20 protein-coding genes and 1 pseudogene are annotated in these 21,567 nt (G+C 55.0%); 12 read left to right on the top strand and 9 right to left on the bottom strand.

Translation table 11 applies throughout. The annotated features are described in order from the left end of the window. Positions 1–55: 55 nt before the first annotated feature. Positions 56–3,154, bottom strand: a complete 3,099-nt coding sequence (locus tag EH164_RS05985) for a multidrug efflux RND transporter permease subunit (RefSeq protein ID WP_124967617.1) — start codon at positions 3,152–3,154, stop codon at positions 56–58. A gap of 149 nt (positions 3,155–3,303) precedes the next feature. Continuing rightward, positions 3,304–3,693, bottom strand: coding sequence for a transporter (locus tag EH164_RS05980; RefSeq protein ID WP_241175008.1), 390 nt, complete (start codon positions 3,691–3,693; stop codon positions 3,304–3,306). Between the two features lie 321 nt (positions 3,694–4,014). On the opposite strand from EH164_RS05980, the gene EH164_RS05975 reads away from it, so the two are divergent. Together EH164_RS05975 and EH164_RS05970 are read left to right on the top strand one after the other, a co-directional pair. Then, positions 4,015–4,719, top strand: coding sequence for a response regulator (locus EH164_RS05975; RefSeq protein WP_054803511.1), 705 nt, complete (start codon positions 4,015–4,017; stop codon positions 4,717–4,719). Further along, entirely contained in the window at positions 4,716–5,789 is a 1,074-nt protein-coding gene (locus EH164_RS05970; protein ID WP_124967616.1) for an ATP-binding protein, read from the top strand. The genes EH164_RS05975 and EH164_RS05970 overlap by 4 nt, the downstream gene beginning before the upstream one ends. On the opposite strand, the gene EH164_RS05965 is transcribed toward EH164_RS05970, so the two are convergent. Then, positions 5,786–6,685 carry an ATP-grasp fold amidoligase family protein gene (locus EH164_RS05965; protein ID WP_124967615.1) on the bottom strand — a complete coding sequence of 300 codons (900 nt, stop codon included), beginning with the start codon at positions 6,683–6,685 and terminating at the stop codon, positions 5,786–5,788. The two genes, EH164_RS05970 and EH164_RS05965, sit on opposite strands and share 4 nt — an antisense overlap. An 80-nt stretch (positions 6,686–6,765) precedes the next feature. Beyond that, positions 6,766–6,954, bottom strand: coding sequence for a hypothetical protein (locus tag EH164_RS05960; RefSeq protein WP_124967614.1), 189 nt, complete (start codon positions 6,952–6,954; stop codon positions 6,766–6,768). A 33-nt stretch (positions 6,955–6,987) separates the two neighbouring features. On the opposite strand from EH164_RS05960, the gene EH164_RS05955 reads away from it, so the two are divergent. The 3 genes and pseudogenes from EH164_RS05955 (at position 6,988) to EH164_RS05945 (ending at position 8,440) form a co-directional block, all read left to right on the top strand. Next, positions 6,988–7,419: a GNAT family N-acetyltransferase gene (locus EH164_RS05955; protein ID WP_124967613.1), complete on the top strand. Its 432-nt coding sequence runs from the start codon at positions 6,988–6,990 to the stop codon at positions 7,417–7,419. After that, positions 7,406–7,780: pseudogene (locus EH164_RS05950) on the top strand (GNAT family N-acetyltransferase); the annotation flags it as partial. The gene EH164_RS05955 and the pseudogene EH164_RS05950, both read left to right, overlap by 14 nt. Positions 7,781–7,891: 111 nt before the next feature. After that, the gene (locus EH164_RS05945; protein WP_124971291.1) at positions 7,892–8,440 is read left to right on the top strand and encodes a GNAT family N-acetyltransferase; all 549 of its coding nucleotides are present in this window, start codon (positions 7,892–7,894) and stop codon (positions 8,438–8,440) included. 32 nt (positions 8,441–8,472) lie between these two features. Here the strand turns inward: EH164_RS05945 and EH164_RS05940 are convergent, their stop codons facing one another. Continuing rightward, positions 8,473–9,075 carry a hypothetical protein gene (locus tag EH164_RS05940; protein WP_124967612.1) on the bottom strand — a complete coding sequence of 201 codons (603 nt, stop codon included), beginning with the start codon at positions 9,073–9,075 and terminating at the stop codon, positions 8,473–8,475. Positions 9,076–9,447: 372 nt separating this feature from the next. Here EH164_RS05940 and EH164_RS05935 point away from each other — a divergent pair, with 372 nt between their 5' ends. Further along, positions 9,448–10,731, top strand: coding sequence for an MFS transporter (locus EH164_RS05935; protein ID WP_124967611.1), 1,284 nt, complete (start codon positions 9,448–9,450; stop codon positions 10,729–10,731). 12 nt (positions 10,732–10,743) lie between these two features. Continuing rightward, positions 10,744–11,538 (top strand): extracellular solute-binding protein, encoded by a 795-nt coding sequence (locus tag EH164_RS05930; RefSeq protein ID WP_124967610.1) that lies wholly within the window; start codon positions 10,744–10,746, stop codon positions 11,536–11,538. Here EH164_RS05930 and EH164_RS05925 read toward each other — a convergent pair. The 3 genes from EH164_RS05925 to EH164_RS05915 form a co-directional block, all read right to left on the bottom strand. Then, positions 11,489–12,412: a LysR family transcriptional regulator gene (locus EH164_RS05925; protein ID WP_023481259.1), complete on the bottom strand. Its 924-nt coding sequence runs from the start codon at positions 12,410–12,412 to the stop codon at positions 11,489–11,491. The two genes, EH164_RS05930 and EH164_RS05925, sit on opposite strands and share 50 nt — an antisense overlap. Positions 12,413–12,495: 83 nt before the next feature. Then, complete coding sequence (locus EH164_RS05920) at positions 12,496–12,861, bottom strand: DUF1304 domain-containing protein (protein WP_124967609.1); 366 nt, start codon at positions 12,859–12,861, stop codon at positions 12,496–12,498. Between the two features lie 150 nt (positions 12,862–13,011). Further along, positions 13,012–14,091, bottom strand: a complete 1,080-nt coding sequence (locus EH164_RS05915) for a mechanosensitive ion channel family protein (RefSeq protein ID WP_023481203.1) — start codon at positions 14,089–14,091, stop codon at positions 13,012–13,014. 346 nt (positions 14,092–14,437) lie between these two features. On the opposite strand from EH164_RS05915, the gene EH164_RS05910 reads away from it, so the two are divergent. From EH164_RS05910 to EH164_RS05890, 5 genes are all read left to right on the top strand, one after another. Then, entirely contained in the window at positions 14,438–15,004 is a 567-nt protein-coding gene (locus tag EH164_RS05910) for a DUF4142 domain-containing protein (RefSeq protein WP_124967608.1), read from the top strand. Between the two features lie 240 nt (positions 15,005–15,244). Then, the gene (locus EH164_RS05905; protein ID WP_370277259.1) at positions 15,245–16,549 is read left to right on the top strand and encodes a methyl-accepting chemotaxis protein; all 1,305 of its coding nucleotides are present in this window, start codon (positions 15,245–15,247) and stop codon (positions 16,547–16,549) included. Between the two features lie 380 nt (positions 16,550–16,929). Continuing rightward, positions 16,930–18,294 carry a methyl-accepting chemotaxis protein gene (locus tag EH164_RS05900; RefSeq protein WP_124967606.1) on the top strand — a complete coding sequence of 455 codons (1,365 nt, stop codon included), beginning with the start codon at positions 16,930–16,932 and terminating at the stop codon, positions 18,292–18,294. Between the two features lie 467 nt (positions 18,295–18,761). Further along, a complete protein-coding gene (locus tag EH164_RS05895; RefSeq protein WP_124967605.1) occupies positions 18,762–20,537 on the top strand; it encodes a GGDEF domain-containing phosphodiesterase in 1,776 nt (591 codons plus the stop codon). Between the two features lie 250 nt (positions 20,538–20,787). Continuing rightward, positions 20,788–21,075, top strand: a complete 288-nt coding sequence (locus EH164_RS05890) for an anti-adapter protein IraP (RefSeq protein WP_241175007.1) — start codon at positions 20,788–20,790, stop codon at positions 21,073–21,075. Between the two features lie 11 nt (positions 21,076–21,086). Here EH164_RS05890 and EH164_RS05885 read toward each other — a convergent pair whose 3' ends face one another. Then, positions 21,087–21,482 carry a VOC family protein gene (locus tag EH164_RS05885; RefSeq protein ID WP_124967603.1) on the bottom strand — a complete coding sequence of 132 codons (396 nt, stop codon included), beginning with the start codon at positions 21,480–21,482 and terminating at the stop codon, positions 21,087–21,089. Positions 21,483–21,567: the final 85 nt, after the last annotated feature.

Below are 21,567 nucleotides of genomic sequence, written 5' to 3'. Positions count from 1 at the left end.
TTCGCCCGCTTAACACCATAAGCCCGTTGCGGAACGAAAGACAGCCGATTTCTTCTTACGCCTCTTTTGCCCGCCGCGTCGCCCACTCGCAAATCCGCATGATGACAACGAAAAAGACCGGCACAAAAAATAGCGACAGCACGGTGGCGCTGATCATGCCGCCAAACACCCCGGTGCCAATCGCATGCTGCGTACTGGCGCTGGCGCCGCTGGCAATCATCAACGGCACCACGCCGAGCGTAAAGGCAAGCGAGGTCATCAAAATGGGGCGCAGCCGCTGCCGCGATGCCATCAGCGTCGCCTCGAGGGTGCTTTTGCCCTGTAAACGCAGCTGGCGGGCAAACTCAATAATCAGAATGGCGTTTTTCGCCGACAGGCCAATCAGCGTGATAAGCCCAACTTTGAAAAAGACATCATTGCTCATACCGGCGACGATCACGGCAATAAGCGCGCCGATCAGCCCCAGCGGCACCACCAGCATCACCGCAAAGGGGATCGACCAGCTCTCATACAGCGCGGCAAGCACCAGAAACACCACCAGCACCGACAGCGCAATCAGCCCCGGCAGCTGCGCGGCAGAGGCTTTCTCCTGTAGCGAACTGCCCGCCCACTCACCGCCAAACCCCTCTGGCAGTTCGCGCGCCAGCTGCTCCATCGTCGCCATCCCGGTGCCGCTCGAGTGCCCCGGCGCGGCGCTGCCGGTAATGCGTATTGCCGGGTAGCCCTGATAGCGGTTGAGCTGCTGCGGCGACTGGGTCCACGTCGCGCTGACCACGCTTGAGAGTAAAACCATCTCACCGCTTCTGTTTTTCAGCGGGATGTTAAGCAGCGTCTCTGGCTGCATCCGGTATGCGGCATCGGCCTGCACAATCACCTGCTGTAAGCGACCGTTCTGCGTGTAGTCATTAACGTAATTCGAACCGGAGGCGACGGAGATCGCCTGGTTAATCTCCTCAAACGAGACGCCCATCGCCTCGGCCTTCTCACGGTCGATGGTCAGCGAGATCGAGGTGCCCTGCGGCAAACCGTCGATATAGACATCAGAGAGCGCGCCGCTTTCATTCGCCTTCTCCACCAGCGTATCCGCCGCCTGCTTCAGCGCGTTATATCCCTTTCCTGCCCGATCCTGAATATAAAAGGTAAACCCGGATGAGGTCCCCATATCGGAGATGGCAGGCGGCAGCAGGCTCATGGTCGTCGCGCCCGGCACGGACTCCATCTTTTGCTGGATAAGATCGGCTTCACTCTGTGCCGTCGCACCGTGGCGCTCCTGCCACCCTTTTAAGGTGGTAAAGGCCATCGCCGAGTTCTGCCCGGAGCCTGAAAAACCGAAACCGAGGATCATCAGGTTGCTGTCGATGGCCGGGCGATCGACCAGCGCCTGCTCAAACTGCTCCACTACCTCCGTGGTGCGCTGCATGGTGGCGTCCGAGGGAAGCTGAATGGAGGACATAAAGTAGCCCTGATCCTCCTCGGGCAAAAAGGAGGATGGCAGCGCCACCAGACCGGCAAACAGCGCGATGCAGAGCGCGGCATAGATCAGCAGCATGCGGCCGCTGCGCATCAATACCCATAAAAGCCCGGATTCATAGCGCGCGGACAGCCCGTTAAAGGCGCGATTAAAGCGGGCGGAGAATCCCCGTGCAGCGCCCGTGTGCGGCTTTAGCACCGTTGCGCAGAGCGCGGGCGTTAAAGTGAGCGCCAGGAAGGCGGAAAAGAGGATCGATACCGCCATCGCAATGGCGAATTGCCGGTAGATCAGGCCAACGGAGCCACTGGCGAAGCCCATCGGGATAAACACCGCTGTCAGCACCAGCGTGATACCGATAATCGCCGGAGTGATTTCATGCATCGCCTGCCGGGTAGCGTCGGCGGGCGTCATCCCCTGCTCCTCCATCAGCCGCTCAACGTTTTCAACCACCACAATCGCGTCGTCGACGATGATGCCAATTGCCAGCACCATGCCAAACATGGTGAGGATATTGATGGAGTAACCGCTCAGCAGCATCACGGTAAAAGTACCAAGCAGCGCAATGGGCGCGACAATCGCCGGGATCAGCGTACAGCGCACTTTATGCAGGAAGAGCAGCATCACCAGAAACACCAGCACCATCGCTTCGATAAAGGTCTGCACCACTTTGTAGATGGAGAGTTTAACGAAAGGCGCAGTATCAAAAGGCACCGTAAAGACCACTCCTTCCGGCAGCACGCTTTTCAGCTCCGCCAGCCGCTGATGCACTGCCGCCGCGGTGTTAATCGCATTCGCCCCGGTGGAGAGCTGGATCGCCGCAGCCGTTGCCGGCACGCCATTCTCGCGAATACCAAAGGCGTAGCTCTGTAAACCGCTCTCGACACGTGCGATATCCGCCAGCCGCAAACGCGCGCCGGTGGTGTTCGACTTCAGCGTGATATTGCGAAACTCCTCAATGGAGGAGAGCTGGCCTTTGACGGTCAGCGGATAGGTCACGCGCTGCCCCGCCAGCGCAGGCTCATCCCCCACACGTCCCGGTGAGACCAGCACGTTTTGCTGCGCAATCGCCGTGGTGACATCGCTGACCGAGAGCTGATAGCTGTGCATCTTGAGCGGATCGAGCCAGATACGCATCGCCTTCTCGCCGCCAAAGAGCTGTACCTTGCCGACGCCGGGAAGACGGCGCAGCTCATCGGTCACATTGCGCGCGAAGTAGTCGCTGAGATCGGCTTCCTGATACTTACCGTTTGTCGATTTCAGCCCGACCATCATCAAAAAGCCGGTCTCTGCCGCATCGACGCTAATGCCGTTTTGCCGCACCACCTGCGGCAGCCGTGGCTCAACAATTTTGATCTGATTTTGCAGGTCGATCTGCGCAAGCTTGACATCGGTGCCCGGTTTGAAGGTGACGGTAATCGACGCCGTGCCGCTGGTATCGCTGGTGGCCTCAAAATAGAGAATGTTATCTACGCCTGAGATCTCGCGCTCAATCAGCGAAATAACCGAAGTGTTCATCATCTCCGGCGTCGCACCTGGAAAGGTGACGGAAATAATCACCCCCGGCGGTGCCACCGCCGGATATTGCGATACGGGCAGCTTTGGAATGGCGAGCAGCCCGCCGAGGATAATAAAAAGCGCGATGACCCAGGCAAAAACGGGACGTGAAATAAAAAAGTGCGGCATGGTTTTATTTTGTCATGTTGTCCAGAGGATCAGGCGCGGGCATGATTATGAGTCGCCATTTTCTGCGCCTGGTTAATCAATAATCGTAAGGTTTATCTGTTTAGCCTTAATGCATGGTTGATGGAGCCTGTGTGGAGAGCGGGATAAGATCAGAATCGCCGGACGAGCAGAAACAGCGGCGTCACGCCAAAAAAGGCGGTGAGAAAGCACTCATAATAGAAAGTGAGATCGTAAATCGTCGGCACGCGATAACGTAAGGCGCTAAAGATCACGATCAGGCTAATAAAGAGTGAGGCAATAATCAGAAAGATAAGGGTTAATTCCTGTAATGCGCCGCTTTTCTGCTGCACCGCCAATAAAAACGTGCAGGCGCAGAGGTTGATATAGAGCAACGGCGAGGCGAGCAGCGTCAGCGCTACTTTCTCACCAAGATGGTGTATTAATAGCAGCCATATATAGAGCAGGCCCCAGCAGACCAGCAGAAAAACAACCAGCGAGGGAAAATTCTCAGCCCTGGGCTTTATATCCAGTTTCATCATTGCTTCATTCCTGATGAATAAACACGGCCCGGCAGCCGTGATATTTACTCTGCACGTAAGGCAGCACACACCGGCTGTTTGCACCGATGGCAAAACAGTGAGCGACTATTGTTATTCCGCTGCGTGTACATTTTTTAACGTGAATGTGGAGTCTGTGTGGAAGCCGTAATGAGGGGTTAAGAAAGAGCGCATTACGGCATGCAACTTTTGCCGTCGGGTCTGGTCTGACTGTGGCAAATTGCTGGCAGGACACCACCGTGTTTCATTCAGAAAGAACTAAATTAACACGCACTGACATCGTCAACGGTAGCGGGAGAGAAGATGGACAATAAGCACCTTATTCTGGTTGCTGAAGATGATGATGAAATCGCCGATATTCTGCAAAGCTATATCCATCGAGCCGGTATGCGCACGCTGCGCGCAGCCGACGGCGAGCAGGCGATTAGCCTTTGTTATCTGCATAAACCCGATCTGGTTTTGCTCGATATTCAGCTGCCCATTCATGATGGCTGGAGCGTTCTGAGCGCAGTGCGCAAAGAGAGCACGGTGCCGGTCATCATGGTCACCGCGCTGGATCAGGACATTGATAAACTGATGGGGCTGCGGCTTGGCGCGGATGATTACGTGGTGAAGCCTTTCAACCCGTCGGAAGTGGTGGCGCGGATCGAAGCGGTGCTGCGCCGCACCAAAGCGGGCGGCGTGCCGCCTTGCGATAAACCGATTCGCACCCAGCATGTGACGGTCTATCCCGAGGAGTTTTATGTCGAGGTGCATGTTGATGGTGAAACGGTCACCCCGCTGCTGACTACCACCGAATTTAAGCTGCTGGCGCATCTGGCGAAAAACCCGCGTAAAGTCTGCTCCCGCGAAGAGCTGCTCAATGCCTGCCTGCCGGAGGGCGATACGCTGGATCGCACGGTCGACAGCCATATGAGTAAGCTGCGCAAAAAGCTGGAGCAGTGCGGCCTGAAGGGGATGCCGGAGAGCATTCGCGGCATGGGCTACCGTCTGGGGCAGATGAAATGAGCCGCCAGCAGACATTAGATCGGCAGATCCTGTGGTTTATGATCTCGCTGACGCTGATCGTGATTGCCATCGCCATCATCGGCTCTTATCTCTTTTATGCCTTTCTGATCGATTACATCCCCGGCGGTGCGGAGATCGGCAATGAGGAGCAGATGACGATTGTCGACTGGGCGTGGATCCTGATGGTCACCCTGCTGTCGCTCGCTATCTCGCTCTTTTTTGCCGTCAGGCTGTCATCAAAAATCCTGCGTCCGTTAACCTCTGTCGCCACCAGCCTGCGGCGCATTGCCGAGGGCGATCTCGGCGCGCGCGCCGCCTGTTCCAGTTCGCACCTTGGCGAGGTCAATAACCTCGTTAATGACTTCAATACCATGGCGGAAAAACTGCAAACTCTGGAGGCACAGCGGAAATCGTGGAACGCGGCGATTGCCCACGAGCTGCGCACGCCGGTGACAATCCTACGCGGCAGGCTGCAAGGGCTGGTCGATGGCGTATTTGACGCCGATCCGGCGCTTTTTGCCAACCTGCTCAAACAGACCGAAGGGTTAACCAACCTGATTGAGGATATGCGGGTAGTCAGTTCTTCCGGCGCGGCGCAATTTTCATTAACCCTTGAGGAGGTCGATTTACAGTCGACGTTGCAGAGCGCGATTGACGCCTTCTCGCTGGAGTTCGCGCGCCATCACGTCAACGTGATCGCTGAGTTGCGCCCGCAGGCATGCGTATGCGATCCGCTTCGCATTATTCAGTGCCTGACGGTGCTGTTCGATAACGCCATCAAATATGCCACCTCGAAAACCCTGGTGATAAAAAATGGCGTCACCGATAAAGAGGTCTACGTGCTGGTGCAGGATCACGGCCCTGGCATCCCTGAAGGGCTGCATAAATTCCTGTTTCAGCCTTTTCAGCGCGGAGCCGAGGCGCGCGAGGCGCACCCGGAAGGTTGCGGGCTGGGCTTGTCGGTAGTGAAAGCGATCATGCTTGCCCACGGCGGCGATGTAACCTACACCCTGACGGCCAACCGCCATTCGCTGTTCAGGCTGAGCTGGCCGTTATGCGCCACGCCCTAAGTTAAATTCAGCCGCCACATCTCACCCAGCCGGGTATCCCACTCGGCCGGGACGATCTTCAGTTTTCCCCGGCGCGGGCTTAAGGTGATTTCACTGAAATAGATCCCCTCCTGCGTCGGCATCAGATCGATGCGGCAGTAATCGATCCCTTTGGCTAACCGCTCCGAAGCGCCAATCGCTCGCGGCAATACGTCGGGTTCGGGGATCGCTCCAGGCGTGTTGGGGTATTCCATCTGATAGGGCTGTAACTGCCATGCGCGGTTATAGACGTTGATATAACCATTCCCCTCTTCATCGGTAAAATCCGCCTCAATCACCTCGGCGACACCGTGGAAGCAGTGGAGGCGCAGCATTTCTGGCGTCTGGTTTTTATTGCCGTGGGTAAAGACGTCGATATATTTCTCGCACAGAATAACGGGCGCAATATCTTTGTACTGCCACTCGCGGGTGGAGTAATACATATTCTTTTTCAGCGCCAGCGACAGCTTATTAATGGCTGCGCCAACGTTAAGTTCATCCTTATCAAGACAGACCACCGCACTGCCGCTGTCGTGATTACACTTCAGCACAAAGCGCTGCGGCAGCGCGTTGAAATCGATATCGCTGACTTTGTGATAAACCCCGAGCAGCGGCACGATGCGTAATTGATCGGTGCGGGCATGAACGTAGTCACGCACCGCCAGCTTATCCGCCAGCAGGGTGTAGAGCGGGTTTCGGTCATACAGCATGCGGTGGCAGATCTTTTCGCTGAGCGTCACCGGGTGGCGCAAATCGTGTTCGCGTCCGGAAATTCTTTTTAGCCTGCTGGCATGAAAATGGCTGTCCGCCACGGCGCAGGCCGTCATTTTTTTCGCTAAATAAGAGATGTATTTACGGAAATAGTCGAGTTTGTTCATTGCCCCCTCCTGAGAACAATGAAGATTTTGAACGGCTTTTATTGCGCGATATTGCGCGAATTATGGAGAGAAAATGGAGGTCAATAAACGACCTGTCTTGCCGTTTTAAATAATTCAGCCCTTCTCTTTTTTTCGGTAATAAATTCTCTATCGCTAAACGGACAAAGCGGGCTACCAGAATTGGCGGCGCGGGGTGTTTGAAGGGAGAGGGAAAGTTCTTTACTCTCGAAGAGCAGACACATATCCATCCCATTGATGATAAAAATCATCTCCAGATAACTAAAAAATGATAAGGGAAAACCATGACCATTGAGATCGCCACCCAGGTAACGGAGCAGGACAAAGAGGAGCTGCTGAGCGGCTTACGGCGCTACAACCAGCAGTTTATTGATGGCTCAGGCTGGGGCCAGGTTGGTATCTACAGCCGTAACGAGGCGGGTGCGATGATCGGTGGGTTAATCGGCACGCAAAAAGGGTTATGGCTGTGCATCGATTTTTTATGGGTCAGCGAAGAAGCGCGAGGTGCCATGCTTGGCAGCACGCTTATCCGCACGGCAGAAGAGCAAGCACAGCGTATGGGCTGTCGGCACGCGCAGGTGGATACCGTCAGTTTTCAGGCGCTGCCCTTTTACCTTAAACAGGGTTACGAACTGAAATTCAGCCTGCCGGACTATCCCGAAGAGGGGATGCAGCGCCACTACCTGATCAAGTTAAACCTGAATGATCCGCGCTGAGGCAAAAATGGATATTGCATTGCAGGAACTGGATGAGTCGCATATCGCGCCCTGCGCGCAACTTTACTGTCGCACCTACCAGCAAGCGCCGTGGAATGAGAGCTGGCCGTCGCCGCAGCCGATTGTCGAGTTTATTCAGGCGCATTTGGGCAATAACTATTTCCGCGGCTATATCGCCAAATACGGCGATGAAGTCATCGCCGTAAGCATCGGCTTTAAAAAACCGTGGCCCGGCGGTGTGGAGTATTACATTGATGAGTTCTTTATCGACCCGGATTATCAAAGAAAGGGAATTGGTACGCAACTGATGGCATTTATTGAGGCGCGCTGCCGTGATGAAGGGCTGAATGCGATAATCCTCAACACGCAAAAAGGGTATGCCTCAGATGATTTCTACACGCGTAATGGCTTTAAAGAGCATCGGGGTTTAATCGTTCTCTCTAAATCGTTAGCCAATCACCAGGAGGCCGCCTTGGCCCTTTATACCTCACGCTTACTCCTGCGCCCCGTTGCCAAGGACGATCTCGGCGATCTGTTCGCGATTTATGGCGATCCGGCGACCAACACCTTTAATCCGGCAGGCCCCTATCCCGATATTGCGTACACAAAAACGGTGCTGGATCGCTGGCTGGCGCACTGGGCACAGCACGGGTTTGGCAGTTGGGCGATCGCGCTGCGCGACGCGCCCGAGAAGATCATCGGTTTTGGTGGCCTGAGCCTGCGCAGCTTTGCCGATATCCCGATGAATAATTTAGGTTACCGCTTTGCCACCAGCGCCTGGGGCAAGGGGCTGGCGAGTGAATTATCGCAGTTCGCGGTGAGATATGGCTTTGAGGCGCTGAACATGGGGGAGATTTGCGGCGTGGTGCGCGCTAACCATCTGGCGTCGCGCAAGGTGCTGGAGAAAGCGGGACTGAAGTTTGTCCGCGAAATTGCGGATATTGAGAATGCGCCGCCGAGCCTGCTCTACGCCCTGAGCAGGGATGAGTGGCAGAAAAGCGCCCCCCATCCCTCAGCCTGAAACGCGAGGCGGATCTGCCACCTCGCCCCTCATCAGAACCCCGGCGTGCGGGTCTGTTTGCTGTCCATAAATTTGATACGCGCCTCTCTCCAGACAGGATCGTCCAGTTCAAGAGAGGTGTTGGAGAGTTTCAGCACGGCTTGTTGCGTAGTAGAAGAGCACGCCATCCCGGCCTGTTTGCCAGGCTCTTTGCACCATACCATCGGCGTCGAATAAGGAGCATTTGATGCCGGGCCATACTTCTCGACCGCCGCTTTTTCCATCGCCTCTTTGTTGGCAGTCGACCACGGCAGCTCGTAAGTGATCATTGACGCCGCAAGCGGATGTTTCGCATCCACCGGAACGCGGCCTTCGAAATAGACCTGCAGTTTCACACCCTCTTTTTCATACCCGACAAATTTCGGCTGCTTGTTACCGGTGACAAGGTTATCTTGCGGGTATTTATCCACCTCCAGCGCAGAAGCAGGCACGTTGAAGTGGGTGGTAATGGCCTTGACCACCTCATCGTAATCCATGCCGGTTTTCACCCCGGCAACGTCAAGCTTTGTCACATCGACGGCACGCAGCTCTTCCGCCTGAACCGCAGAGGCCCCCAGCAACGAGACGAAAACAATCGCGCTTAAACGCTTAAACATCCTGAACTCCTGTTCCTGAAAAGTAAGCCATTGAGCGCCTTACACTACGATCAATGTCGATGGGCATTAAGATAGCAGCGCGTCAGGAGATGGCAACCGCATCGCCCTACCAGGGTTGATAGGTTTTTCTGCAATAGTGCGTTTATGCGCCTCGTCACAGAATAGAGAGGTCAATTTTTGCCCTGGCAAACAGAGCAGCTGAACCCTGGACTCATGTTAATAGCATGTTGCAATTGATTCAGGGTAAATGTTAACGGCGATTAATGCGCGCCACGCATCAGCCGATGAGTTTAATGCGCTTATTCAGCTACTTTTCCTGATCCACTCTTCAGAAAGGCGCGTTACAAGCGTCCCTGTATAACTGGAGATGACATGCAAACATTGACACCTATGGCACGAACCAGCGCGATACTGCGCGTTACCTCAGGCAACTTTCTCGAGCAGTTTGACTTCTTTCTCTTCGGCTTTTATGCCACCTATATTGCGCATAACTTCTTCCCGGCCAGCAGTGAGTTCGCCTCGCTGATGATGACCTTCGCGGTCTTTGGCGCGGGCTTTTTAATGCGCCCTATCGGTGCCATTGTGCTTGGAGCCTACATCGATAAAGTGGGCCGCCGTAAAGGGCTTATCGTCACGCTGTCGATCATGGCGGCAGGCACCTTTCTGATCGTGCTGATCCCCTCTTACCAGACCATCGGTATCTGGGCGCCGCTGCTGGTGCTGAGCGGGCGCTTACTGCAAGGTTTCTCCGCCGGGGCCGAGCTGGGCGGGGTCTCCGTTTACCTGGCCGAGATCGCCACGCCGGGCCGCAAAGGGTTTTACACCAGCTGGCAGTCCGGTAGCCAGCAGGTCGCCATTATGGTCGCCGCCGCGATGGGCTTCGCCCTTAACGCCGTGCTGGAAGAGTCAGCGATCCGCGACTGGGGCTGGCGGTTGCCGTTCCTGTTTGGCTGCCTGATTGTGCCGTTCATCTTTATCCTGCGCCGCAAGCTGGAAGAGACCCAGGAGTTTAACGCTCGCCACAAAAAGCTGGCGATGCGCGAGGTGTTTAAAACCCTGCTGGCGAACTGGCCGGTAGTGATCGCCGGGATGTTAATGGTGGCGATGACCACCACCGCCTTTTACCTGATCACTGTTTACGCGCCGACCTTCGGCAAAAAAGTGCTGATGCTCAGCGCTTCAGACAGCCTGCTGGTGACGCTGCTGGTTGCGATCTCTAACTTTATCTGGCTGCCGATTGGCGGGGCGTTATCCGATCGCTTTGGCCGCAAAGCGGTGCTGGTGACCATGACACTGCTGGCGCTATTCACCGCCTACCCGGCCCTCAGCCTGCTGGCGCAAAACCCGACCTTTACCATGATGCTGACGGTGCTGCTGTGGCTGTCGTTTATCTATGGCCTCTATAACGGTGCGATGATCCCGGCATTAACAGAGATTATGCCCACCGAAGTGCGTGTCGCCGGTTTCTCGCTGGCCTACAGCCTGGCAACCGCGGTATTTGGCGGCTTTACGCCAGTGATCTCAACCGCGCTGATTGAGTACTCCGGCGATAAAGCCTCCCCCGGCTACTGGATGAGTTTTGCAGCGATCTGCGCCCTGCTCGCCACGCTCTATATGTACCGCCGCAGCAGTTTAACCCTGCAAACCGCACGTTAAGGAGTGACGATAATGAAGACAATGTTGCGTTCCCTGTTCGCCACGCTGCTGCTCTGCACGCTTAGCCTGAGCGCCACGGCGAAAGAGATCACGGTAATGATTTCCGGCGGCTTTAAACCGGCGTTGCAGAAGCTGATCCCGCAATTTGAAGCGAAAACCGGCGATACTATTGTGGTGGTTGCCGGGCCGTCGATGGGCAAAACGCCACAGGCGATCCCCGCGCGGCTGGCGCGTGGCGAAGCGGCGGATGTGGTGATTATGGTCGGCGACGCGCTGACAAAACTCTCAAAAGAGGGATGGATTGCGCCCGGCTCCCGCGTCGAACTGGCAGACTCACCGATTGGGATGGTGGTGAAAGAGGGTGACGCCGTTCCCGCGATCAAAACCAATGAGGAGCTACGCGCGACGTTGCTGAAAGCTAAATCGATTGCCTATTCGGATAGCGCCAGCGGCGTCTACATCAGCAGCCAGTTATTCAAGAAACTCGGTATCGACGAGGCGGTGGCGCAGAAAACGCATAAAGTGGAGCGTATTCCGGTCGCTGGTGAGGTGGCAAAAGGCCATTACGCCGTCGGCTTCCAGCAGGTGAGCGAACTGCTGCCCGAGCATGGCGTGACATTTGTGGGCGAACTGCCGGCCGATCTTCAGTACATCACCCGTTTTGCCGGAGCGGTGACGGCGAAAGCGCAACATGCGCAGGAGGGCAAAGCGCTGCTGGCGTTCCTCTCCTCACCTGCGGCGCAGTCAACGATCCACCTTACCGGGATGCACTCCGTTGCGGCGGCACCGCGTGATACTGCTCAGTGATCAGCTTCTCCAGCTCGGCGGCGATATAGGACTGCACGCGCCCGCTGCGGCGGATCAGCCCCAGCGTGCGTTTGACTACCGGGTCGGTCAGCGGCAGATGCGTCAGCACCGAATGGGCTGACGCGGGCATCGACATCGCCGGTATCGCCGCAATGCCCACCCCCGCTTCCACCATGCCAATCATGGTGGTGACATGCCGGGTTTCACAGATGCTCGGGCGCTCAGGCGTGATGTGCCCCAGCATCTGGTCAATCAAATTGCGGTTGCCAGAGGTTTTATCCAGCCCGATATAGTCATACTGATAAAACTCGCGCCAGGTGAGGCTCTTCTTGCTGGCAATTGGGTGATCGTGGCGGCAGGCCGCGACATAGGTATCGACTACCAGCGGGCGAAACTCAATATCCGCCAGCAGGCTGCCCGCAAAACAGATGCCGAAGTCAGCCTGGCCGCTGGCAACGGTGTCGATCACGTTACCCGCGCTGCTATCAATTAACTTCACGCGCACCCGGGGAAAGCGCGCTTTAAAGGTGCGGATCACATCGGGCATGAAGTAGCACGCCGCAGAGGGCACGGCGGCGACCGTCACCACGCCGACGCGATCCTGGCTCACTTTATCGATATCGGCTAACACCGCTTCCACATTCATCAACAGCTGTTCTGAACGCTCGGCGAAAGTCTGCCCGTAGAGGGTCAGCGCAACCCGGCGCGTGGTTCTGTCGAACAGCTTAATGCCCAGCGCGTTCTCAAGCTTCTCTATGCGGCGGCTCAATGCTGACTGCGACAGGCAGATTGACTCGGCGGCAAGGCGAAAATTGCCATATTCCACAAGGGCGCGGAAAGCATAGAGGTCGTTGAGATCGAAATTGACGGGCATGATGACAGGCGATCCTTCTCGGGCGGTCAACTGAGGGATAAGAGCATAACCGCCCGGCAGACAAGATCAAATCTTTAACAACGTTACAACACAGGGCTGCGCGTCATCAGCAACACAATTAAAGCAACCAGCGCCGGAAGCGCCTGCACATAGAGGATTTTTCTGCTGGCGGTGATAGCGCCAAAGATACCGGCTATCAGCACGCAGACGAGGAAGAAAACTTTAACCTGAAAGCCGTCGCCGCCAAGCCATAGCCCCCACAGCAAACCGGCAGCCAAAAAGCCGTTGTATAGCCCCTGGTTGGCAGCCATCACCCGGCTATCACGGGCAAAGTCGGGGCTGAGGTTAAACGCCTTGCGACCTGTCTCTGTATTCCAGAGAAACATTTCGAGCACAAGAATAAAGAGGTGAATAACGGCGACAAGCGCAATCAGGATATTTGCTGGCATAGCAAGCCTCAGAAATTAATGTGCGGGTTAAGAAACAGCTTAACCCATTTTTCGTTAATTTTGCGGCTGGCACAAGAGAGGCTGGTATTAATAAAGCGAAGCGCGGACGTGCAGCCAGATTATCGCCACTGCACGTTGCGCCCGGTAAGACTATAACTCGTTTTCGGCAGCCGCAGGCGCGGTCAGCGTTGCCCTTACCTGCGGCAGGCCGTGCGGATAATTTTGCTGAATAAACTCAATCATTTTTTCCCGCACGTAGCAGCGTAAATCAAAGGCCGTTGGGGAATTCTGTGCCGTCATCAACATCCTGATGGTCATGGTTTTTTCCGTGGTATCGGTCACCTGCAGCACCTGCGTTTCCTGATCCCACAGCTTGGTTTCACTCAACACTTTTTCAAAATGTTGGCGCAGCGGCTCTAAAGGCATTGAGTAATCCACATAAAGAAAAACCGAGCCTAAAATTTGCGCATTATTACGCGTCCAGTTCTGGAACGGATTTTCGGTAAAGTAGGTGATCGGCAGCACCAGCCGACGCAGATCCCACAGACGCACCACCACGTAAGTCAGGTTGATCTCCTCAATCCAGCCCCACTCTTTTTCCACCACCACCGCATCATCAATTTTAATGGGTTGCGTAAAGGCAATCTGAATACCGGCAAAAAGATTGACCAGTGACTTCTGCAAAGCAAAACCGATGATAATACCGGCAACCCCGGCACCGGCCAGAATCGTGGTACCGAATTTTCGCACCCCCGGGAAGCTGAGCAAAATCAGGGAGAGGCAGAGTGTCACGAGGATAACGATAGCGACTTTCTTCACATACATTATCTGCGTGCGGATTTTGCGCGCACGAAGATTGTTAGAAATATTAATGTCATAGCGAATAAAAAGCATATCCTGAGCAACATTAATTAAGCGAATCAGGACCGAGCAGAATGACAAAATAATAAATATATTTATTGTCGTTGTAATAAAACCCAGCGATTCGGGCTGGATGTGGACATAATTTACCCCGACGCGGATTAACAGCAGCGGGATGAAAAGAAACATCGATCCGCGCAGGTGTTTCTCAAGTGATTTAAAGAGCTTTCTGTCCCGACCCTGCCAGTAACGGATAAATTGCAGCAGTGTAAATCTCGCGAGAAAACCGATCGCGAGCGAGAGCGTGACGAGCAATACCGCAGGCACCCATGCCGGAGCGCCAGATAACTCACCAAATAAAAAAGGCATGCTTTCCCCTTATATTCTGCCAACACCCCTGCGTTGTCAGTACGGTTAAACGGATCGGTAACCCTTCCCTTGCAGATAATCCGCAGAGTGCCTGATTCCCGCGCCTTATTATATGAAAATTATGAAAACAGCCTTATCCGTTGATAACAATATCAGGCAATTCTGATAACGATTTTCAGCGGTGATTTGCTCTGAAGTGAGAGCGATATATTAAGAACTCTAACGTAAACGGCTGGCAAAAATTACGCATCCACTATACTGACCACTGCAGTTGTCATTTACCTACGAGGCTGCTGACGATTACAGAATTCATAAAACCTGTACCCATGACCATCAGGAGAACAACATGCACAAGAGTAAAACGTTAAAAGGAATGCTGGCCGTATCAGCCGCCGTCGCGATGTTCACCACGGTTGGCGTGCAAGCCCAGACCCCGACGAGCGCCGCGCAGAGTAGCGCGACTGCATCAAGCACCAAACTCAGCTCCGGCGATGAAAAAGCACTGAAGGATATGGCGCAGGCCAATATCAATGAGGTCGCCGCCGCAAAAATCGCGCTGGAAAAAGCCAAAAGCAGCGAAGTGAAAGCCTATGCGCAGAAGATGGTCGATGACCATGGCGCAGCGTTGACCAAAGTTCAGGACGTCGCTAAGCAAAAAGGCGTTGAACTGCCGACCGAGCCGGATGCCAAGCACAAGACTATGGCTGCCAAGCTCGAAAAGGAGAGCGGCGACAAGTTTGACAAGCTCTATATGGAAAACGCTGGCACCAAAGATCACAAAATGGTGCTCGATAAACTGCAGAGCGACGCTAAAAAGATTAAAGATCCGGATGTGAAAACGCTGGCCGATGCCCATACCCCGGTGGTTGAGCAGCACCTGAAGTCTGCCGAGCAGATGTCTGCAAGTAAGTAACAAAGCGTAAAAAAGTACACGAGCCTGCAAGCAGAATGACGCAGATTTAACGTGTTACAGACCAGGGCCGCGCCGCTGCCAGACGCCGTGACGCGGCCCTTCAGGTCGTCCATCCCGCTTCGCTCACGGTTAACCATTGATTAAATAATATCCTGCAACTATCGCACCAATACATAATGCTGTTGACGAGTTTGCCGATAACCAGATCAATTCTTACTCGATCCGGTAAATTTGATGCGTATGCCTTTCCTTAAACACCTTTTTTCCCTGAGCCGCCTGCGTTCATCCGCGTCTTATAACGCACTTTGCCAGAATAAACCTGTCATTGAATTCAGTCCGGAAGGGATCATCCATAGCGCCAGCCCGCAATTTCTCTCCGCGATGGGGTATCGCGCGGATGAGATCATCGGCCAGCACCACCGCATTTTCTGCCCGCCGTCGCTGGTCAACTCAGCGGAGTACGCGCAGTTCTGGCAACGCCTTTCGCGTGGCGAAAGCTTTAGCGGCAAATATCTGCGTCTCGCAAAGGGCAATCGCCCTGTTTGGCTTGAGGCCAGCTATATCCCCGTCACCAACCGTCACGGCGCGGTGACCCGAGTGATAAAAATTGCGGCGGATATTTCTGAGCGTATTCATGTTGCGCTTGAGAAGGAGGCGATCGTTAATGCCATCGGTCGCTCAATGGCGATTATCGCCTTCAGCCCGGGAGGGATCGTGCTGGAAGCGAATGACAACTTCCTGAGCACCACCGGTTATAAACGAGAAGAGGTTATCGGTAAACATCACCGTCTCTTCTGCTCGGAAACGCTGCATAAAAGCGACGAATACCGCCAGTTCTGGGAGAGGCTGAATCAGGGCGAGTTCTTTTCCGGTCAGTTTCCACGCCTGAACCGCCGGGGCGAACCTTTATGGCTGCGGGCAACCTATAACCCTGTGTTTAACAGCGACGGGCAGCTTTATAAGATTGTGAAATTCGCCACCGATGTCACGGCAGATGTGCTGCGCAACCAGCGTGAGCAGGAGGCGGCTGTCCACGCCTGGGATATGGCGGTGCAAACTCGTGGCAGCGCGCAGAATGGCGCGACGGTTATCGAAAACAGCATCCGCATGATTGACACCATCGCCCAGAGAATGAGCACGGTCTCCAGCGATGTCTCGCGGCTCAACGATCAATCTGACAGTATTGACGGGATGGTTGAGACCATTCGCAGCTTTGCCATGCAGACAAGATTGATTGCACTGAACGCCGCGATTGAAGCTGCAAGGGCGGGCGCGTCCGGACGCAGTTTTGCCGTGGTTGCCTCAGAAGTGCGTACGCTTGCGGCGAGCGTCAGCAGCGCGACGGAGGAGATCGAGCGGGTTGTGGCCAGCAATAATCAGCTCGCCAAAGAGGTGCTGAACGGCATTGAAAACAACCTGATGAGCACCCGGGAAGGGGTGACGCTGATGCGTGAAGCGGGCGAGGTGATTGCCAGCATCCAGAAGAATGCGGCAGGCGTTGAGGCCGCGGTTAAAGATGTCGCCCTTTCCGTCAAAGCTGACTGACTTCAACCAACAGAAATGCGCCACGCCATAACCTAAATTTCCCGTCCAGATCAGGAGAGGGTCGAGCACGCATAGCGCTGCGCTTAGCTCCCCTCTCCCCTCTTTAACCGCTGTGCACGCCTATTGATACGCAAGGAACAATCAATTGAAGCCTGCACTCGAAATGATTTAATCCTGTTAAACAATAACTTAATTACAAATCTGGCCGCCTCGTTTCAGGCCAGCAGTTTCATTACGCAATTATTTACTTCTCTCCCCCTATCTTTCCGTACAAATCCTGCCACAATCCACTCAATAAAATCGCACGTAATTAGTTAACGCGCTATTTATATAACGTAACGACAACACTCTTTGCCACCGCTATCAAACAGGGCGCGACTATGAACACATTGAAAAACTACACCATCCGCCGCGTCGTGTTATGGATCCTCCTGACAGCGCTGGCGCTGATTACCGCGACCGGCGGTTATGCGGCCTTTGCCGTGCGCGATATGAACAAGCAGGCAGATCAGAGCACAGCCCTGACTCAGCAGGCGATCTTCATCTCCCACGCCACGCAGGTGTTGCAACAGGGAAGCGCAGCCGAAAAAGCGGCCCTGATAAATGAAATCCCGCCGGGCGCAGAGTGGGCCACAGAGGCGTTATCCGGCTCCGCCAGCGCCTGGAAAACGCAGGCCAGCGAGCATCTGGCGGCGTTAACCCGTAAGTCTCATGACAATAGCGCGCAGATTGCCGCCGATCGCAGCCAACTCGATATCGTGCTGATTGTTGCCCTGCTGGCTGCCGCCGGGCTGGTGCTGTTTTGCGACTGCTACCTGGTTATCCATCTGGTGAAGCCAGTTGGCGATATCCGCGCCCATTTCCGCCTGATTGCGCAGGGTGATTTAACCTACCAGGCGCAGGATATTGGCCGTAACTGCGTCGGCCAGATGATCCCGCTGGTGCGTGAGATGCAGAACAGCCTGCTGACAACCGTAAGCGCGATCAGCGAGAACAGCGACGCGCTGCACCGTGAAGCACGCGAGATCGCCGCCGGTAACAGCGATCTGGCAAACCGTACAACTCAGCAGGCAGCGGCTCTTGAACAGGCGGCGTCCAGCATGGAGGAGCTGACCTCAACGGTTAGCCACAATGCCGATAATGCACGCCAGGTTCGCGATCTGTCGGTGATGACCGCGCATACCACCGAGAAAGCCAGCAACCTGGTGGAGACCCTGGCCAGCACCATGAACCGCATTGCCGATGGCTCCGAGCAGATCCGCCAGTTCACCTCCACCATCAATAGCATTGCTTTCCAGACCAATATCCTCGCGCTGAATGCCGCCGTTGAAGCGGCGCGTGCCGGCGAGCAGGGACGCGGTTTCGCCGTGGTAGCAACAGAAGTACGCTCCCTCGCCCAGCGCAGTGCGGCGGCGGCGCGTGAAATTGAGTCGCTGATCAAATCCGCCATCACCTCCGTTCATGAGGGCAAAGATGTGGCGGAAGATGCCGGTGAGGCGATGAGCGAAGTGAAAGGCAATGTCGCCAGCGTCAATGCGCTGATCGGCGAAATCGCACTCGCCTCCGATGAGCAGAGTAAAGGCATCTCGCAGGTGACTCACGCGGTTGCCGAGCTGGATCGCGTCACTCAGCAGAACGCCGCGCTGGTACATCAGATTACGGCTTCAGCCAGCAACCTTAATGGCAGAACGGAAACCCTGCGCGGCGTGGTCCAGCACTTTACGCTGCCGCACGCGGTGAGCTGAGCTTCCTGAAGCAACGTGTTATACGGGACGAGGCTACGCACCGGAGAAGTTGCCGGGCGTAGTAATAAAAAAGCATACGTCTTTTATCCTCTTCGTCTTATTTATAACGGGCAGTGCCGGTGTCGCGGCTGCCCGTTTTTTTTCTCTCTTTTTGGCGCCCTGAAATATTCTTCTTATTTATTAATGGTGTTGTTATGAGATCTTTGCATCCCCTTCCACCTGATGCTCTTCTTCCCCTGCTGGCGGGCGCTGATGGCGTAAATCAAATTGTGAAATAAATGTGAGACCGCACCTTTTACAGGCATCAGTTGCGCTCCGTTACTGCTACTATCAATACAAATCATATTTGCATTGGGCTGACGTTGCCTGCCGGTATGCTTCCATCCCGCTGTAACAACTAAAAAGCGTTTTCAGCACCCTTTATCTCTTATTTTTACCCACCGTCCACAGCCGGTTGGGAGGCAACAATGTTACTCAATATCGGCGACGACAAAGAACGCCATTTTCTGGCGTTACAGGCCCTGCTGAACCCGGATGACAGCCGCGATGATGTGCTGCGTAAAATTACTCAGCTCGCCGCCAGAATGTTAAAAATACCCGGCAGCTTTATTTCCGTGCTTGATGATGAGAATCAGTATGTGCGGGCAGCGATCAACTTCCAGCTTCAGACCTCGTCGCGGGTGAACTCCTTTTGCCGCTATGCCGTCGACAGCGGTAATCCGTTTATTGTGCCGGACACTCTACAAGACGCCCGCTTTGTCACGCACCCGCTGACCGTTGCCAGCCCCTTTATCCGCTTCTATGCGGGGGTGCCGCTGACTACCCGCGATGGCATTACGCTCGGCACGCTCTGCGTGGTGGATACCAATCCCCATACGGTGACCAAAGAGCAGATCGATACGCTGCGGCTGCTGGGCGAACTGGCGATGTCGTTTCTGGAAGCCTGGCACTATGCTGGCCTGACGGATGCCATTACCGGGCTGCCGAACAAGCTGCATCTGCTGCGCGATATCCAGTTGCTGAACGCGGCGAATGATACCGCCGAGCGTAACCTGATCCTGATTGACTGTATCGACATGCCCCGTGCTTTCGAACTGGCGCGTACCCGCGGGATGGCTCCGGTAGAGAACCTGCTGCGCGATATGGCGATTATGCTGCCTCTGCGCCTGCGCCCGCTGAAGTGCGGCAAACTCTATATGGTGGCGACGGGCCGCTTTGCCCTGCTGACGCGTGCGTCGGACAACATTACAGCCTGCGCCATCGCCAGCCGGTTGCAGGGCGTCAGCGCCGAGCTGGAGCCGGGCATTACCGTCGAGTTCCGCGTTCATACCGCAGGCAAAAACTTTATCCCCGGCGATGTATCCGCCAGAGAGGTGCTCAATAAAGCCGTGCATGCCCTGCATGAGCGCATCCGCCAGAACACCTTCCAGTTGCCGGAAACCATTATTGATGAGGATGCAGCAGCCATGCCGGTGCTGATGAAGGAGCTGTCGCAGGCCATCGACGGCAATCTGTCAGGGCTCTATCTCGTCTACCAGCCGAAAATGTGTCTGCAAACCGATGCACCAGTTGGCATTGAAGCGCTGATCCGCTGGCGACATCCGCAAAAAGGCGAACTCTCGCCGGGGATGTTTATTCCCTTTGCTGAGCAGGCCGGTCTGCTACAGGATCTGACGGGCTGGGTTATCGCCAATGTGATTACCCAACTGGCAGCCTGGCATGCGCTCGGGCTTGCGCTGCCAGTCTCCGTTAACGTGAGTATTCAGGATATCTCCGCGCCCGGTTTTGCCGACAGCCTCGAAGCACGCATGATCCGCGCCCGCCTGCCCACCAGCCTGCTCGGCATTGAGTGTCTGGAAACCGAGCGCATTATTGAGAGCGCGGCGGCACTGAAAGGGCTGGAGATGCTGAAACTGCGCGGCTTCCCCATTTCGCTCGATGATTTCGGCACTGGCTATAGCAACATCAGCTACCTGCGCCGTATGCCGATCGACATCATCAAACTGGATCAGAGCCTGATCTCCAAACTGTCGGAAGATACTGCCTCGCGCATTATCGCCCGCAGCATTATCGGCATGCTGAAAGAGCTCGATTATGTCGTGCTGGCGGAAGGGGTGGAAAACGCGCAGACCGGCGAAACATTGCAGAAGTATGGCTGCGACCAGGCGCAGGGGTATCTCTATGCCCGCCCGCTTCCGGCCCAGGAGATGAGCAGCTGGCTGGAGTGGAAGATCCGTGTCTGATATAGCAACGCTTTGACAGGTTACCGTCAGGCGAGGGAGCGCCTCAGAAGCAATAGTTTTCAACGCGTTACCGCAAGCTTGTCATACATATATACATTTAATGTATACAAGATCGCGTATTCACAAATAGTGTCATTGAATTCATTGCATCCCGGAGTAATATTCGTCTGAAATAATATCTTCAGATGGGTAGGCCATGAAAAACGTCATACTGAGTATGCTAATAAAAATGTCCAGGATGGATGCGCAGATGAAAGAGATGACCGCCCAGATTGAGGCGCAGTCACTTATCGTTGCCGCCCTGACGCTGACCGTCGGCAAAGGCGGCGGGCTGGATGAAATGGTGGCGAGCATTAATAAGTCGATTAACTCCGTGCTGGAGACGCCCGACGCCGCGCTGCAATCCGACGCCGAGCTGCTGCTGGTCAAGTTTCATGAACAGGTTGAATTGACGCGCGCCATCAGCAAAGAGTCGGATGAGACGCCCGCTGTGGTCACAGGCGATGACCTGACAACCGATCGACCCGGGCAGAGCTGATCTGCCGCCTTTTACTCAGCGTTAACCCACGCCTGGTTCTGGATCACCACCCGGTAGCCATCGGCATCAGCAAAGGTGCGCCCGTGACGATCCCAGTAGGGGTTAAACGACGCCACCGAAATAAAACCGGCATCCAGCATCGTTGCGCAGGCCGCTTCCCACTCCGCTTTGTCGGGGTAGTAGAGCACCAGCAAATCTTCGTCCGTCTGTGAAGGCTGCACCGGATGATGGTGGCAGAGGGTTAATTCCATATGCCAGCTTAATCCTTCCCGGCCTAACATCACGCCGCTGAAACCTTCATGATCGCTGAAGTCCGCAATACGCTTCAGCCCTAATCCTTTGCTGTACTGCTGATAAGCCAGCTCAAGGTTGGTCACCGGCCTGGCAATTCGCATATGAGTAAACATTCCGCGCTCCTGTCATCGGGTTGATTAATTGCCTTTAGCCTACACAGAATTCGCGGGTGGATTTGTCGGTAAGAGCCTGCCGATG

Origin of the sequence: Kosakonia sp. CCTCC M2018092, assembly GCF_003864115.1 — a bacterium.
In the GTDB taxonomy this organism is placed as follows: domain Bacteria; phylum Pseudomonadota; class Gammaproteobacteria; order Enterobacterales; family Enterobacteriaceae; genus Kosakonia; species Kosakonia cowanii.
The sequence above is the reverse complement of the archived record's forward strand: the minus strand, read 5'-3'. Positions and strand labels throughout refer to the sequence as shown.